This is a genomic window from Amycolatopsis sp. NPDC005003 (assembly GCF_053600695.1).
Genome location: NZ_JBSGAI010000005.1, coordinates 87,252 through 101,006, shown reverse-complemented (window position 1 = coordinate 101,006; position 13,755 = coordinate 87,252). Strand labels below are relative to the sequence as shown.

Below are 13,755 nucleotides of genomic sequence, written 5' to 3'. Positions count from 1 at the left end.
AGTGAGCGCTAACATAGCTCCCGATCCGGGCCTGGTCAATCGCCTGTTTTGCCTGGTGGGTCCCGTGTCCCGACGATCGGCCCCTTGACACCGTGTGGCGCGGGTCACCTACACTACGACAGCGCTGTTAGCGCTAACAATCGTGCCCGGCGCTCGACGACGAGATGGGTGGACGAGACCATGATCAGCCGACGTGGACTGATGGCGGGCACGGCGGCGGCCGCGGTCGCCGGCTTGCTCGGCGGCAAAGCCTCCGCCCAGGTCGTCTCCGGCGCCTACGTCATGGCGTACTTCACCGAATCGCCGTCGATGACCGGCGCGGACTACGGGCTGCACCTGGCGGTCAGCGTGGACGGCCTCGACTGGATGCCGCTCAACCAGAACAACCCGGTGGTGACGCCGACGGCCGGCACCGGCGGGCTGCGCGACCCGTTCGTGCTCCGCAAGCGGGACGGCCGGTTCGTCGTGCTGGCGACCGACCTCAAGGGCACCGACTGGTCGCTGCAGAACCAGTACATCCACGTCTGGGATTCCGCCGACCTGCGCGGGTTCACCGGGTACCGCCGGATCAAGCTGCACTCGATGGCCACGCACAGCTGGGCACCGGAGGCGTTCTGGGACCCGTCGCGCAACCAGTACGCGATCATCTATTCGGCGGCCTCCGGCGGCCACGACGTCATCATGGTCAACTACACCACCGACTTCGCGACGGTCGGTGCGCCGCAGGTGTTCTTCGACCCCGGCCACGCGACGATCGACGGGACGATGGCCACCATCGGCGGGGTCAACTACCTGTACGTCAAGAACAACACCAACAGCACCCTGGTCGGCCAGCGCTCCGGCGCACTGGCCCCCGGCGGTTTCACCACCTACAAGACCGGAATCTCACCCGGGCGGGGGGTGGAGGCGCCGCAGCTCGTCCCGGCGGCGTCGGGGAACCGCTGGTACCTGTGGGGTGACACCTGGAGCCCCAACGGCCGGTTCTTCTGCTGGGAGACCACCGATGTCGCCGCCGGGAACTGGACGCTGCTGAACGACCGCGCCTACACGCAGCCGCTGAACTCCAAGCACCCCGGCATCACGCCGATCACGGCCGCGGAGCGGTCCGCCCTCGTCGCGCAGTGGGGCGCTCCGGCCTGGCGGCGGCTCAAGTCCCACAACTTCCCCGACCGGTATGTCCGGCACGCGGACTCCGTCGGGCGCATCGACAGCTACCCGTTCGACCCGTACCAGGACCAGCTGTGGAAGCTGGTGCCCGGCCTCGCGGACGCGGCCGGCGTGTCGTTCGAGTCCGTCAACTACCCGGGCCGGTACCTGCGGCACTACAACTACGAGCTGCGCCTGGCCGCCGACGACGGCTCGGCGACGTTCAAGGCGGATGCCACCTTCCACCAGACGGCGGGTCTCGCCGACCCGAGCTGGTCCTCGTTCCGCTCGCACAACTTCCCCGACCGCTACCTCCGGCACCACGACTACCTGCTGCGCATCGATCCCCTGAGCACCTCATCCTCCACTGTGGACAAGCAGGACGCGACGTTCCGCGTCGGCTACTGACACCGCTCGCGAAGGAGCCGTCATGCTACGACGACGTGGCGTGGTTCTGTCCGTGCTCGTGCTCGTCACCCTGTTGCTCGGCGCACCCGGTGCGGGGGCCGCGACGGTGACGGTGACCAACGGGAGCCAGTTCGCCGACCCGGCCGGCGCCCTCGTGCACGCCCACGGCGGCGGGATGCTCAAGGTGGGGGCGTACTACTACTGGTTCGGCGAGAACCGCAACGCCGACGACACTTTCCGGGCGGTCTCGGCCTACCGCTCGACCGACCTGAAGACGTGGGAGTTCCGCGGCGACGTGCTGACGCAGTCGTCGGCCGCCGAGCTCGGGCGGGCGAAGATCGAGCGGCCGAAGGTGCTCTACAACAGCTCGACCGGCCAGTACGTGATGTGGATGCACAAGGAGAACGGCGACGACTACGCCGAGGCGCGCGCGGCGGTGGCCACCTCGTCCACTGTGGACGGGAGCTACACCTACCGCGGCAGCTTCCGCCCCCTGGGCGTGCACATGTCGCGGGACATCACGCTGTTCAAGGACGACGACGGCACCGCGTACATGGCGTCGGCCGCCCGGGAGAACGCCGACCTGAACGTCTACCGGCTCACCGCCGACTACACCGGTGTTTCGGCGCTGGTGCAGACGCTGTGGCCCGGCTCGTACCGCGAAGCGCCGGCGCTGTTCAAGCGCAACGGGGTCTACTTCATGGTCACCTCGGCCGCGACGGGCTGGCAGCCGAACCAGCAGAAGTACGCCACCGCCACCGGTGTCACGGGTCCGTGGAGCGGGTTGGCGAACGTCGGCGACGCCACCGGTTACGGCAGCCAGACCGCGTACGTGCTGCCCGTGCAGGGCTCGCAGGCGACCTCGTACCTGTACCTGGGTGACCGCTGGGCCGGGGCCTGGAGCCGGCCGGTCACCGAGTCGCGGTACGTGTGGCTGCCGCTGGGTTTCCCCAGTGCCACCACGCTGTCGATGACCTGGTACCCGAAGGTGAGCGTCGACGTGGCGACCGGCGTGGTCGCGGGCGTCGGCAGCGGCAGTGCGTACGAGTCGCTCGTCGCCCGGCACAGCGGAAAGTGCGCCGACATCCCGAGTTCGTCGAAGAACGACGGCGTGGCGCTGACGCAGTACACGTGCAACAACGGCTGGAACCAGCAGTGGAGCGTGCTCGACCTCGGCGACGGTTACGTCAATCTGATCGCGCGGCACAGCGGCAGGTGCCTCGGCATCGCGGGCGGCTCCACGGCGGACGGTGCGGCGGCGGTGCAGGGCGCGTGCACTTCGGGCACGAACCAGCAGTGGCAGGCCCAGTCCGCCGGCGGCGGGTACGTCCGGTGGGTGGCGCGGCACAGTGGGAAGTGCCTGGACGTCGTGTCCGCGTCGACGGCCGACGGCACCGCGGTCAAGCAGTACCCGTGTACCGGGGTGACGAACCAGCAATGGCAGCGGAAGGCGGCCTGAACGGCTCCCTTTCGGCCCTTGACGACGGGGTGACTGCTCGGTAACTTTTTGCGAAACTCCTTCACGTTTGGGGCCGCCATCATGCGCATGCTCGTGGCTTTGCTCACCGCCGTGGCGATGACCTCCGGTGTCGTCGCCTCGGCTGTCGCCGAAGACGTTCCGCAGCACCGGTTGACCGTGCGGGGCTCGGCTTTCGTCGACGAGTACGGCCGCGAAGTGGTCTTGCGCGGCTTCAACGTCTCGGGTGAGGTGAAGCTGGCAGAAAACGGTTTCCTGCCCTTCGCCAACGCCGCCGACGCGCGTCGCTCGGCCCAGGCGATGAAAGCGCTCACCGGCGCGAACGCCGTGCGGATCCCGATCGCCTGGGCGGGGATGCAGCCGGTGCGCGGGCCGGTGAACACGCAGTACCTGGCGAAGCTGACCGAGCAGATGAAGGCGTTCCTGGACGAGGGTTTCACCGTCCTGCCGGACTTCCACCAGGACCTGTTTTCCCGCTACCTGTTCAACCGCGGCAGCTGGTACACCGGCGACGGCGCGCCGAAGTGGGTCGTCGACCTCGGCGGCTATCCCGCGGAAAGCTGCGGCATCTGCGCGCACTGGGGCCAGAACATCACCCAGAACGGCGCGGTCCAGGACGCCACGAAGGACTTCTGGCACAACGCCCGCGGCGTCCAGGACGAGTTCGTCGGCATGGCCGTCCAGACGATGTCGTACCTCAAGGGGAACCTGAGCGCCGCCCAGTTCGCGGGCATCGCGGGGATGGACCCGTACAACGAGCCCTTCGCCGGGCGGTACGACTCCGGCCAGGACAGCAAGGCGTGGGAGCAGAACGTGCTGTGGCCGTTCTTCAAGCGGTTCCGCGACGCGATGGATGCCGCCGGCTGGCAGGACAAGCCGGCGTTCGTCGAGCCGAACATGTTCTGGAACGCCAACATCTCCTTCCAGCTGCACCCGGGCGGCTTCCAGGACACCGGCGTCATGGGGCCGCGGTACGTGTTCAACACCCACTTCTACGACCAGCTCGCCCAGTCCGGTGTGTTCATGCCGGGCAAGGCGGGCGACGGCCAGTACAGCGCCGCTTTCGGCACGGTCCGGGACCGCGCGACGGCGCTGGGCACGACGGCGATCGTCACCGAGTTCGGCCACCCGATGACGGGCTACACCTCCGACAAGACGCCGACCGTGGACAAGGCGATGTACCAGGCCCTCGACTCGCGGGTGTCCGGCGCGAACTGGTGGCGCACCCCGGCGCAGTCGGGCCCGGTGCTGTCGGCGACGCAGTGGCAGTGGGACATTTACAGCGGCCGCCACCACGAGCTGATGAACGACAACCCGGACAAGGTCAAGACGGACGGCGACGCCTGGAACGGCGAGGACTTCTCCTCGGCCCGCACGGCCGACGACGGAACGGTCCAGCTCCGCCAGGACGCGCGGCTGCTCGACCGCCTCTACCCGGCCGCGGTCGCGGGGCACACGCTGGCGTTCACCTACGAGGACCGCTCGCGCGACGGCAGCCAGACGCTGACGTGGAACCGGATCCCGTCGACGATGCCGGCGACGGCGGCGCTCACCGGCGCCGGGCGCTACGGCGTCCTCGTGTGGCAGGGGACCGCCGCGGGCGCGCCGACGGAGCTGCACGTCCCGGCCGGCCTGACCCCGACGGTGGTCACGGATGTCGCTTCGCCCACCCGCGTGGGCGACCGCCTGCGCCTGCCGGCGACCCCCGGCCTGCACTACGCCCTGATCGCGGAACCGGCGTCGGCGCCGACGCCGGCCCAGCTGGCGGCGGTCCAGGCGGAACTCGCGGCCTGGGCGCCGACGGCGGTCCGCTAGCTAGCCGGCCAGCATGGCGACCATGGCGTGCGGGGCGTCGTCGCCGAACATGATGGCGTAGACGTCCTCGTCCGCCGCTTCCGCGGCCGCGCGCGCGAACATGGCTTCCTCGTACTCGGCGAGCGCCCGCTCCACGTCGCCCGGGTGGGCGGCGAGGGCCTCGCCGAGTTCGGCGCCGTCCAGCATGGCCAGGTTGGCGCCCTCGCCGTTCGGGGGCATGAGGTGGGCCGCGTCGCCGAGCAGCGTCGCCCCCGGTACCCGGTCCCAGCGGTGCCCGGCCGGCAGGGTGCAGAGGCGGCGCAGCACCGGTGGGGTGTCGCTTTCGGTGATCAGGGCGGTCAGCTCGGCCGCCCAGCCGTCGAACTCCTCGGCGACCCGTGCCGTCACGGTCGCGGCGTCGGCGCCCTCGAGCCAGTCCTGTGGCTTGAACAGCTGCGCGTACGTGTGCAGGGTCCCGGCGCTTTCGCGGTGCGCGACGATTCCCTTCCCCGGCGCCAGCGCGTAGAGCGCCCCCGCGCCGACGGCCTTCGCCGCGGCGGGATGCCGGGTGTCGCCGTCGAGGAGGAAGGTCTCGACGACCGTCACGCCGACGTATTCCGGAGTGGCGCCGGAGAGCAGCGGGCGGACCTTCGACCAGGCGCCGTCCGCGCCGACCAGCAGGCTCGTGACGAAGCTGCCGCCGTCGGCCAGGCGCACCTCGTGGCCGCCTTCGCCGAGGGTCCGCACCCCGGCGACCTTCTGTCCCCAGTGGACGGTGCCGGGCGGCAGCGAGCCGAGCAGCAGCTGCCGCAGCTCGCCGCGCTGCACTTCGGGCCGTACGCCGGTGCCGTCGTCGGGCCGGTCGAGGAGCACGGTGCCGTCGCGGTCGACGACGCGGGAGGATTCGCGGCCGGGCAGGACGAGCTCCCGGAACCCCGCGGTCAGGCCGGCCGCCTCGAGTGCCCGCTGGCCGTTCCAGGGGTGGATGTCGAGCATCCCGCCCTGGCGGCGCGCGGCCGGTGAGGCTTCGGCCTCGTAGACCTCGACCGGGATGCCGTGCCGGTGCAGCACGCGGGCCAGGACGAGCCCGCCGAGGCCGGCTCCGATGATCGTGACAGTCATGGTCACCTCCGATTGGATTGTCGTTCCAATCGCCACGCTAGCACGAGTTTGGATCGATGTTCCAATCATGCGATGATCGGCGCATGGCGAAACGGCGCACGGACGGGCTGTCCAAGGAAGTGATCGTGCAGGCGGCGGCCGCGATCCTGGACGACGGCGGCGAGGCCGCACTGACCTTCCGCGCGCTCACCACCCGCCTCTCGACCGGCTACGGCGCGATTTACCACCACGTCGCGAACAAGAGCGACCTCCTCGCGGCGGCGACCGACGCCGTCATCGCGCGCGTCATGGGCGACGCCGTGGCCGGAGGCGAGCCGCGGGAGGCGCTGCGCACCGTGTCACTGGGCCTGTTCGACGCGATCGACGCCCACCCGTGGGTCGGCGCCCAGCTGTCCCGGGAGCCCTGGCGGCCCGCGCTCCTGGAGATCTACGAGCGCATCGGCGGGCTGCTCGTCGCGCTCGAGGTGCCCGAGCGGGCGTTGTTCGACGCCGCGGGCGCGCTCGTCAACTACGTGCTCGGCGTCGCCGGGCAGAACGCCGCGAACGCCCGGCTCCTCACCGGCGACCAGGGGGACCGGGCGGCTTTCCTGGGCGACATCGCCGCCCGCTGGGCGGCGCTGGACCCGGCGGAGTACCCGTTCGTCCACCAGGCGGCGACCCGGCTGCGGGAGCACGACGACCGCGAGCAGTTCCTCGCGGGCGTCGACATCTTCCTGGCCGGGATCGCCGCCCTGCGCTAGCCGGTGGCGCCGGCGCGGCCGATGCTCGCCCCGATGCCGTCGAGCAGGAAGCCCAGGCCGATCCGGAAGGTCGCGTCGGCGTCGTGGTGGGCGGCGTCGTGCACGACCGTCTCCAGTGCCGGGAACCGGCCGGTGGCGAACATCCGCATCAGGTAGGGGCCCAGCGCGGCCTGCCACTGCCGCTGGTCCATCCCGCTGGCGCGTTCGGCCCGCCGCTCGGCGATCTCGCGGCGGACCGCGCCGATCACGTAGGCGTCGACGGCGGCGACCGTCGGCATGACGACGTCCACGTCGACGCCGTCCAGGGCGGACAGCACCGCCTCGCCCCTGGCCAGCGCGTTCGGGCCGAGCTGGGGCCGTCCCCCGATCAGGTCGGCGAACCACTCGTGCCGGTGGGCGGCCTCGCGGGTGGCCTCGGCCATCGAGGTCAGCACCTCCCGCCAGCCGGCCCCGGCCGGCCGGATCTCGGCGTGGACGGCGTCGACCATCAGGTCGAGCAGCTCGTCCTTGGTGTCGATGTAGCCGTAGAGCCGCATCGGCCCGACGTCCAGCGCGCCGGCGATCTTGCGCAGCGACACGGCTTCCAGGCCGGCTTCGTCGGCCAGTTCGACCGCGGTCCGGACGATCAGGTCCCGGCTCAGCGGCGCCGGCGCCGGTCGGTTCGCCGGCTCCGGCCGCTCCCACACCAACATGGGCGTGACGATACATCGGCTGCTGCGATACAGTGTATCGAGACGTACGGCGTATCGGAGGGGGAACCATGACCATCGCCATCGTGGGAGCCGGCATGGGCGGCCTGGCGCTCGCCCGGGTCCTGCACGTGCACCGCATCGAGGCCGTGGTGTACGAGCGCGACGCTTCGCGCGGCGCCCGCCGCCAGGGCGGCATGCTCGACATCCATTCCGGCCAGCGGGCGCTGCGCGAGGCCGGCCTGCTCGAGGAGTTCCTGTCGATCGCCCGTCGCGAAGGGCAGGACATGCGTCTCCTGGAGCCGGACGGCACCCTCCTGCTGCAGGAGGACACGCCCGAGGACGCCCCGATGGCCCGGCCGGAGATCGACCGCGCCGACCTGCGCGCCCTGCTGCTCGACTCGCTCCCGGAGGGGGTCGTCCGCTGGGGCCACGCGTTCGAGCGCGCCGAAGACGGCGTGCTGCACTTCGCCGACGGCGGCAGCGCACGCTACGACCTCCTGGTGGGCGCGGACGGCGCGAACTCCCGGGTCCGGCCGCTGCTCACCGATGCCCGCCCGGCCCACCTCGGCCAGAACGCCGTCGAGCTCGCGATCCCCGACGTCGACCGCGCCCACCCGGACCTCGCGGCCATGGTCGGCCGCGGCAACTACTGGGTGTTCGGCGAGGGCAAGTCCCTGTCCGCCCAGCGCAACGGCGACGGCTGCGTCCGCATCGGCGTGAGCTTCTACAACACGGGAGAGGACTGGTTCGCCGCCGCCGGGATCGGCTTCGGCGACCCGCCCGCCGCCCGGGCGCGCCTGATCGAGCTCCTGGACGGCTGGGACCCCCGGATCACGGCCCTGATCGCCGCGGCTTCCGACGACACGCTCGCGCCCCGCCCGCTCGCCACCCTCCCGGTCGGCCTGACCTGGCCGTCGAACCCGTCGGTCACCTTGCTCGGCGACGCGGCGCACCTGATGCCCCCGGTGGGGGAGGGAGCGAACATGGCCCTGCTGGACGGCGCCTTGCTCGCCCTGGCGCTGGCCGCGCATCCGGATGACTTCGGAGCGGCGGTGGCGGAGTACGAGGCGGAGATGTTCGAGCGCACGGCCGCGGCCGCCCGGATGTCGGCGGACATGCAGGAGCTGCTGATGTCGCCCGATGCGAGCCGCAGGTTGCTCGAGTTCTTCCAGCCGGGTTGAGGGGGAGGGGCCTTTGGCTGGCGCTACAGGATCCGCCCTCGTCCCGGCGGAGTGCGCTCGAATGTGACCCGGATCTCGGCGGGAGGAGGTCGACGCGCGCCGGTGAACGCCGTTAACTTCCGGCATGAGCCGTGATGTCCGGATGGCCGCGGTCCCTCGTGATCCGCGCGCCGACGAGTACCCCATGCCCGCGGTGCCGAGCGGCTGGTACGCGCTGCTGCGGAGTGGTCAGCTGCCGCGCGGCAAGGTCGTGCCGCTGCACTACTTCGGCCGCGCCCTGATCGCGTTCCGCGGGGCGGACGGAAGTCCCGCGGTGCGGGACGCCTACTGCCCGCACTACGGCGCGCACCTGGGTGCCGGCGGGAAGGTGGTGGACGGGACGGTGGAGTGCCCGTTCCACGGCTGGCGGTTCGGTCCGGACGGCCGCTGCACGCACGCGCCGTTCGCCGTGCGCCCGCCGAAGGTGTCCATCGGCGGCTTCCCGGTACGCGAGCACAGCGGGCTGATCTTCGCCTACGCCGGGTCGGAGGCGCCGGCCTGGGAAGTGCCGGAGATACCGGAACCCACGTCCCGGCGGTTCGCCCGCCCGATCGACGATGTGCGCACCGCGCGGATCCACATCCAGGAAATGCGCGAGAACATCGTGGACGAATCCCACTTCCACTTCATCCACGGGCAGAGCGAGCCGCCGGTGCAGAACCTCGTCACGGACGGGCCGTTCGCCGAGGTGCGCGGCCGCATCCGGCGGCGGATCCTGCGCTGGGACATCGACAACACCTTCGACGTGTTCATGTACGGCCCCGGCGTCATGGTGGTGCGGGTGCACGGCGCGTGGGTGTCCTTGACCGCCGTCGCGCTCACGAACCCGATCGACGACCGCACCAGCGAGCTGAGAATGCTCTATTACCTCCGCAAACCGGCCCGGCTGCCGGTCCTGGTGCCCGTCCTGAAGCTGGTCTTCCGGACGCAGGCCTTCGGCGAGGTCCGCGAGGAGATCGGGATCTGGGACCACAAGATCCACCAGGCCCGGCCGGTCCTGCTGCCGCACGAGAAGGGCATCAAGGCGCTGCGCCGCTGGTACGCCCAGTTCTACCGGGAACCGGCCGGCCCGGAAGACCCGGCGGGCGAGCCGGGGCGAAGACAGGAGTAGGCCGCCGAGCTGCTCGCCGGCCGGACGGCTACCCGATTTGTGGGTCGCCGCCTCAGGACTTTCCGTCTGTTCGCTCGGGCAGCGCAATACTCTGACACGCCGGTCGCGAAGACGCTGCTGCTGGGGCGGGTGGCCTGGGCGAGTGCGCGGGCGCGCGCCGCCGAGGGAGCCCGCCGGGCCCTCGACACGGTCGGTGACACCTACGAGGAACGGTCCCCGGGGATCCCCGAGCCGGAGTTGGTTTACTGGATGGGCCGAGACGAGATCGACGTCATGATCGCCCGGGTGCTAATCGAGGTTGGCCAACCGGCGCAAGCCGCCCTTCTGCCGGCCCGGGCGATCGACGCTAACGCCGCCGAGCACGCGAGCGAAGTGGCGTTGTACCAGACCTGGCTCGCCGAGTCGTACGTCTGCGCGGGGAAGCTGAACGCGGCCCGCGAGGTGATCGGCGCCGCGGGGGAGGGCGGCCGGCATCAACTCCGCTCGGCTCGACCGGCGCGTCGAGGAGACCAACGGCTTGTCGGCTAGCCCGCGTCTTTTGGTGGGTCCGCGTCGGTGAGCTTCGGCGCGTCGACTTCCGCGGGGCGCTGTTCGGGTATCTCCGCGACCGGTTCTGCAGGGGGTGGCATTGTCGGTTGGCCGCTTTCGAACTCGAAGGTCAGCACCTTCTTGAGGGTTACCTTCAACTTGAAGGGCTTGCCCTCGTTGCTCTTCCTCGTGCAGATGATGCCAAGCACGACGAGCCCGATCAGAGCCAATCCGGTGACCGTGACCATCGTCCAGAACCCGGTCGTCGAGATGCCGGAGATGCCGGAGATCCAACCGTCAGATGCAGACACACGTAACCCAAACCGCTAGCGAGTCCCAGGGCGTTCTCACCAGCCGTCAGGGTCGGTGTTCTGCTCAGTCCAGTGCCTGGCGTGCGTGTATCTGGACGACCCGACCCTGGGTGAGCGTTTGCGATTCGTCAACGCCAACGCTCAGACGGGTTGTCCATGCAGTTGCGCGGGCCACACACCCGCACGGTTGCATCTAGAAAACCTGCTAGACCGGGCAGGCGGCCGGGAGCGTCGTCGCCAGAGCGGCTTCTCCGCTGCCGTTTGCGTCAATTCCCCACGGATCGGCATTCACGGCGCTGCAAGTCTACGCTGGCGAGCGGCGAGCTTCAGCGCGGGTTCAAGGATGCGTCCCGGACGCATGATCGAACTGGGGCGACGTCGCCAAGGCGTATCCGTTCGGGGAACCATCGGGTGTGGGTGTGTTTTCCGAACGGTCTGGATCTCCAGCCGGTTGTGCCCAGGATGCTTCGGCAGTGGCGCCGGACGGCGACCGGCTACTGGGCGGGCCGGGTTCGGTGCAATATCGGCGGGAGCTGAGGTGCGGGGAACCGGCGGCGCATTGGGTGGGTGCATACGCCCTGCATCCCCGACGCGAGGGGACGACTCGGTAGCAGGTGGGGGCGGGGCTACCCTGGAAGCCGATGACCGAGAACCAGGCACCCAGGGCGTACCAGATCCGCACCTTCGGCTGCCAGATGAACGTGCACGACTCCGAGCGGCTCGCCGGGCAGCTCGAGGACGCCGGCTACGTCCCCGCCACCGCCGGGGCGAAGCCCGACCTGATCGTGTTCAACACCTGCGCCGTCCGGGAAAACGCGGACAACAAGCTGTACGGCACCCTCGGGCACCTGCGCCCGGACAAGGTCGCCAACCCGGACCTGCAGATCGCCGTCGGCGGGTGCCTCGCGCAGAAGGACCGCGGGGAGATCGTCAAGCGGGCGCCGTGGGTCGACGTCGTGTTCGGCACCCACAACATCGGGTCGCTGCCCACGCTGCTCGAGCGGGCCCGGCACAACGCCGAGGCCGAGGTCGAGATCCTCGAATCGCTCGAGACCTTCCCCTCCACCCTGCCCGCGCGCCGCGAGTCGTCCTACGCGAGCTGGGTGTCCGTTTCGGTCGGCTGCAACAACACCTGCACCTTCTGCATCGTGCCCGCCCTGCGCGGCAAGGAACGCGACCGGCGGCCCGGCGAGATCCTCGCCGAGGTCGAGGCGCTCGTCGCCGAGGGCGTGCTCGAGGTCACCCTGCTCGGCCAGAACGTGAACTCCTACGGCGTCGAGTTCGGGGACAGGCTGGCCTTCGGCAAGCTGCTGCGCGCGTGCGGCACCGTCGACGGCCTCGAGCGCGTCCGGTTCACCTCGCCGCACCCGGCGGCGTTCACCTCCGACGTCATCGACGCCATGGCCGCGACCCCGAACGTCTGCCACCAGCTGCACATGCCGCTGCAGTCGGGGTCGGACCGGGTGCTGCGCGAGATGAAGCGGTCGTACCGCTCGGCGCGCTTCCTGAACATCCTCGACGAGGTGCGCGCGGCCATGCCGGACGCGGCGATCACCACCGACATCATCGTCGGCTTCCCCGGTGAGACGGAGGAGGACTTCCAGGCGACCCTGGACGTCGTGGCGCAGGCCCGCTTCTCCAGCGCGTTCACCTTCCAGTACTCGAAGCGCCCGGGCACGCCGGCCGCGACGATGGACGGCCAGCTGCCCAAGGAGGTCGTGCAGGAGCGCTACGACCGCCTGGTCGAGCTGCAGAACGCGATCTCCTGGGACGAGAACAAGAAGATCATCGGCCGCCGCGTCGAGCTGCTCGTCGCCGCGGGCGAAGGCCGCAAGGACGCCGAGACCCACCGGATGAGCGGCCGCGCCCGTGACGGGCGCCTGGTGCACTTCACGCCGACCGGCGCCCACGTCGACCGCGCGGTCCGCCCCGGCGACGTGGTCGAGACGATCGTCACCTACGCCGCCCCGCACCACCTGGTGGCCGACGGCGACCTGCTGTCCCACCGGCGAACCCGGGCGGGAGACAACGCGGAGGCCGGGCTGCGGCCGAAGACGAGCGGCGTCACGCTGGGCCTGCCGGGCTTCGGTGCCCCGGCGGTCCGGCCCGAGCCGGTGAGTGGGTGTGCGCTGTGACGGATCCCCGTGGCAACGGCGAGCTGGCCGAGCTGGCGGCCGAAATCGACGAGGCGGGCGCGCAGGCGTCCCGCACGGTGGAGCTGGGCCGCCGCGGGTTCACGATCGCGGTGTTCACGTTCGTGCTGCTGATCTGCCTGATCCTCCCGTGGGTCGGCGACCACGCGGGCTGGCAGGTGCTGGCCGGCGAGGGCGGCGGCATCCCGCAGCTGTTCGCGGCGACGTCGACCGGCGTCGGCATCCTCGCCTCCGCGCTGGCCCTCGTGACGCGGCGCTGGTGGCTGGCGTGGGTCTGCGCCGCGGGCGGCTGGTTCGCCTCGGTGGACGGGCTGCTGGCGATCTGGTCGCAGCAGTCGTCGCACGCCCCCGGGTCGGCGGGCGGCGGCCCGGGCATCGGCATGATCGTCGCCTGGATCGCGATGATCTGCCTCGCGGTCCAGTGGATGCGGACGGCGTTCTCGCGTTCGTGAGGCCGGTGGGGACCGAGCTCAGCCGACGCGCAGGGTGAGCGTGCCGGCGGAGTAGGCGGCGGCGTAGAGCGTCGTCTCGGGGTGGAACAGCCGCAGCGAGACGGTGGCGCTCAGGCTGAAGCTGAGGCTGAGCGAGAAGTTGCCGTTCGGCCGGCAGGTCGTGTCGGCGATGTTCACCCAGGCGCCGGCCTGCAGCTGCTGGACGATGACGGTCTCGACGCTCGCTTCGGAGCGGGCGGCTTCCAGCACCTTCAGGTCGCCCTTGAGGTCGACCTTCTCGTTGACCTTGACGTGGTCCTTGGAGAGCTTCCCGTCGACCTTCACCTTCCCCTTGCCGGCTTCCGTGGCCGAGGAGAGCGGAGCGGCCCCGGCGGGGGCGGCGAGCGCGGGGGCGAGCCCGGCGAGAGCGACGGTGACCGCCAGAGCGGCGAGGATCCTGCGGGATGTCCTGATCATGAACGGAGTGGAGCACCGGCGACGGCCCGGAGCACGCGGTGACCCCCGGTCGGGGCGTGGGCCGAACCCCATCGGGTGTTTTCGCTTGCCGATCGCGCCCTTGACGGCGTGAAGGCCGCATCCGGAGACGTGGAGTCCCCGGATG

At 70.8% G+C, this 13,755-nt stretch carries 13 protein-coding genes; 9 read left to right on the top strand and 4 right to left on the bottom strand.

Annotated elements, in window-relative coordinates; genetic code table 11:
* Positions 1–180: 180 nt before the first annotated feature.
* The 3 genes from ACWED2_RS07850 (at position 181) to ACWED2_RS07840 (ending at position 4,846) form a co-directional block, all read left to right on the top strand.
* Positions 181–1,554, top strand: coding sequence for a glycoside hydrolase family 43 protein (locus tag ACWED2_RS07850; RefSeq protein ID WP_449689676.1), 1,374 nt, complete (start codon positions 181–183; stop codon positions 1,552–1,554).
* 22 nt (positions 1,555–1,576) lie between these two features.
* Entirely contained in the window at positions 1,577–3,013 is a 1,437-nt protein-coding gene (locus ACWED2_RS07845; RefSeq protein WP_449689675.1) for an RICIN domain-containing protein, read from the top strand.
* 81 nt (positions 3,014–3,094) lie between these two features.
* Complete coding sequence (locus ACWED2_RS07840; protein WP_449689674.1) at positions 3,095–4,846, top strand: cellulase family glycosylhydrolase; 1,752 nt, start codon at positions 3,095–3,097, stop codon at positions 4,844–4,846.
* Here the strand turns inward: ACWED2_RS07840 and ACWED2_RS07835 are convergent, their stop codons facing one another.
* A complete protein-coding gene (locus tag ACWED2_RS07835) occupies positions 4,847–5,947 on the bottom strand; it encodes an FAD-dependent oxidoreductase (RefSeq protein WP_449689673.1) in 1,101 nt (366 codons plus the stop codon).
* A gap of 83 nt (positions 5,948–6,030) precedes the next feature.
* Between ACWED2_RS07835 and ACWED2_RS07830 the strand changes: the two genes are divergently transcribed.
* The gene (locus ACWED2_RS07830; RefSeq protein ID WP_449689672.1) at positions 6,031–6,687 is read left to right on the top strand and encodes a TetR/AcrR family transcriptional regulator; all 657 of its coding nucleotides are present in this window, start codon (positions 6,031–6,033) and stop codon (positions 6,685–6,687) included.
* On the opposite strand, the gene ACWED2_RS07825 is transcribed toward ACWED2_RS07830, so the two are convergent.
* Positions 6,684–7,379 (bottom strand): TetR/AcrR family transcriptional regulator, encoded by a 696-nt coding sequence (locus ACWED2_RS07825; protein WP_449689671.1) that lies wholly within the window; start codon positions 7,377–7,379, stop codon positions 6,684–6,686. The two genes, ACWED2_RS07830 and ACWED2_RS07825, sit on opposite strands and share 4 nt — an antisense overlap.
* 68 nt (positions 7,380–7,447) lie before the next feature.
* On the opposite strand from ACWED2_RS07825, the gene ACWED2_RS07820 reads away from it, so the two are divergent.
* The 3 genes from ACWED2_RS07820 to ACWED2_RS07810 all read left to right on the top strand — a co-directional run bounded on the left by ACWED2_RS07820 (position 7,448) and on the right by ACWED2_RS07810 (position 10,238).
* Positions 7,448–8,560, top strand: a complete 1,113-nt coding sequence (locus tag ACWED2_RS07820; protein WP_449689670.1) for an FAD-dependent oxidoreductase — start codon at positions 7,448–7,450, stop codon at positions 8,558–8,560.
* A gap of 124 nt (positions 8,561–8,684) precedes the next feature.
* Positions 8,685–9,710, top strand: a complete 1,026-nt coding sequence (locus ACWED2_RS07815) for a Rieske 2Fe-2S domain-containing protein (RefSeq protein ID WP_449689669.1) — start codon at positions 8,685–8,687, stop codon at positions 9,708–9,710.
* A 39-nt stretch (positions 9,711–9,749) separates the two neighbouring features.
* A complete protein-coding gene (locus tag ACWED2_RS07810) occupies positions 9,750–10,238 on the top strand; it encodes a hypothetical protein (protein WP_449689668.1) in 489 nt (162 codons plus the stop codon).
* Here ACWED2_RS07810 and ACWED2_RS07805 read toward each other — a convergent pair.
* Positions 10,235–10,549: a hypothetical protein gene (locus ACWED2_RS07805; protein ID WP_449689667.1), complete on the bottom strand. Its 315-nt coding sequence runs from the start codon at positions 10,547–10,549 to the stop codon at positions 10,235–10,237. The genes ACWED2_RS07810 and ACWED2_RS07805 overlap by 4 nt on opposite strands.
* Before the next feature lie 641 nt (positions 10,550–11,190).
* On the opposite strand from ACWED2_RS07805, the gene miaB reads away from it, so the two are divergent.
* Positions 11,191–12,684: a tRNA (N6-isopentenyl adenosine(37)-C2)-methylthiotransferase MiaB gene (gene miaB, locus ACWED2_RS07800; RefSeq protein ID WP_449689666.1), complete on the top strand. Its 1,494-nt coding sequence runs from the start codon at positions 11,191–11,193 to the stop codon at positions 12,682–12,684.
* Entirely contained in the window at positions 12,681–13,154 is a 474-nt protein-coding gene (locus ACWED2_RS07795) for an Rv2732c family membrane protein (RefSeq protein ID WP_449689665.1), read from the top strand. The genes miaB and ACWED2_RS07795 overlap by 4 nt, the downstream gene beginning before the upstream one ends.
* A gap of 18 nt (positions 13,155–13,172) precedes the next feature.
* On the opposite strand, the gene ACWED2_RS07790 is transcribed toward ACWED2_RS07795, so the two are convergent.
* Complete coding sequence (locus tag ACWED2_RS07790) at positions 13,173–13,610, bottom strand: hypothetical protein (RefSeq protein WP_449689664.1); 438 nt, start codon at positions 13,608–13,610, stop codon at positions 13,173–13,175.
* Positions 13,611–13,755 lie beyond the last annotated feature (145 nt).

Excerpts from the sequence above, each read along its gene's own strand:
- ACWED2_RS07850 (WP_449689676.1), top strand. The coding sequence starts at position 181 with ATGATCAGCCGACGTGGACTGATGGCGGGCACGGCGGCGGCCGCGGTC.
- ACWED2_RS07845 (WP_449689675.1), top strand. The coding sequence starts at position 1,577 with ATGCTACGACGACGTGGCGTGGTTCTGTCCGTGCTCGTGCTCGTCACC.
- ACWED2_RS07840 (WP_449689674.1), top strand. The coding sequence starts at position 3,095 with ATGCGCATGCTCGTGGCTTTGCTCACCGCCGTGGCGATGACCTCCGGT.
- ACWED2_RS07835 (WP_449689673.1), bottom strand. The coding sequence starts at position 5,947 with ATGACTGTCACGATCATCGGAGCCGGCCTCGGCGGGCTCGTCCTGGCC.
- ACWED2_RS07830 (WP_449689672.1), top strand. The coding sequence starts at position 6,031 with ATGGCGAAACGGCGCACGGACGGGCTGTCCAAGGAAGTGATCGTGCAG.
- ACWED2_RS07825 (WP_449689671.1), bottom strand. The coding sequence starts at position 7,379 with ATGTTGGTGTGGGAGCGGCCGGAGCCGGCGAACCGACCGGCGCCGGCG.
- ACWED2_RS07820 (WP_449689670.1), top strand. The coding sequence starts at position 7,448 with ATGACCATCGCCATCGTGGGAGCCGGCATGGGCGGCCTGGCGCTCGCC.
- ACWED2_RS07815 (WP_449689669.1), top strand. The coding sequence starts at position 8,685 with ATGAGCCGTGATGTCCGGATGGCCGCGGTCCCTCGTGATCCGCGCGCC.
- miaB (WP_449689666.1), top strand. The coding sequence starts at position 11,191 with ATGACCGAGAACCAGGCACCCAGGGCGTACCAGATCCGCACCTTCGGC.
- ACWED2_RS07790 (WP_449689664.1), bottom strand. The coding sequence starts at position 13,610 with ATGATCAGGACATCCCGCAGGATCCTCGCCGCTCTGGCGGTCACCGTC.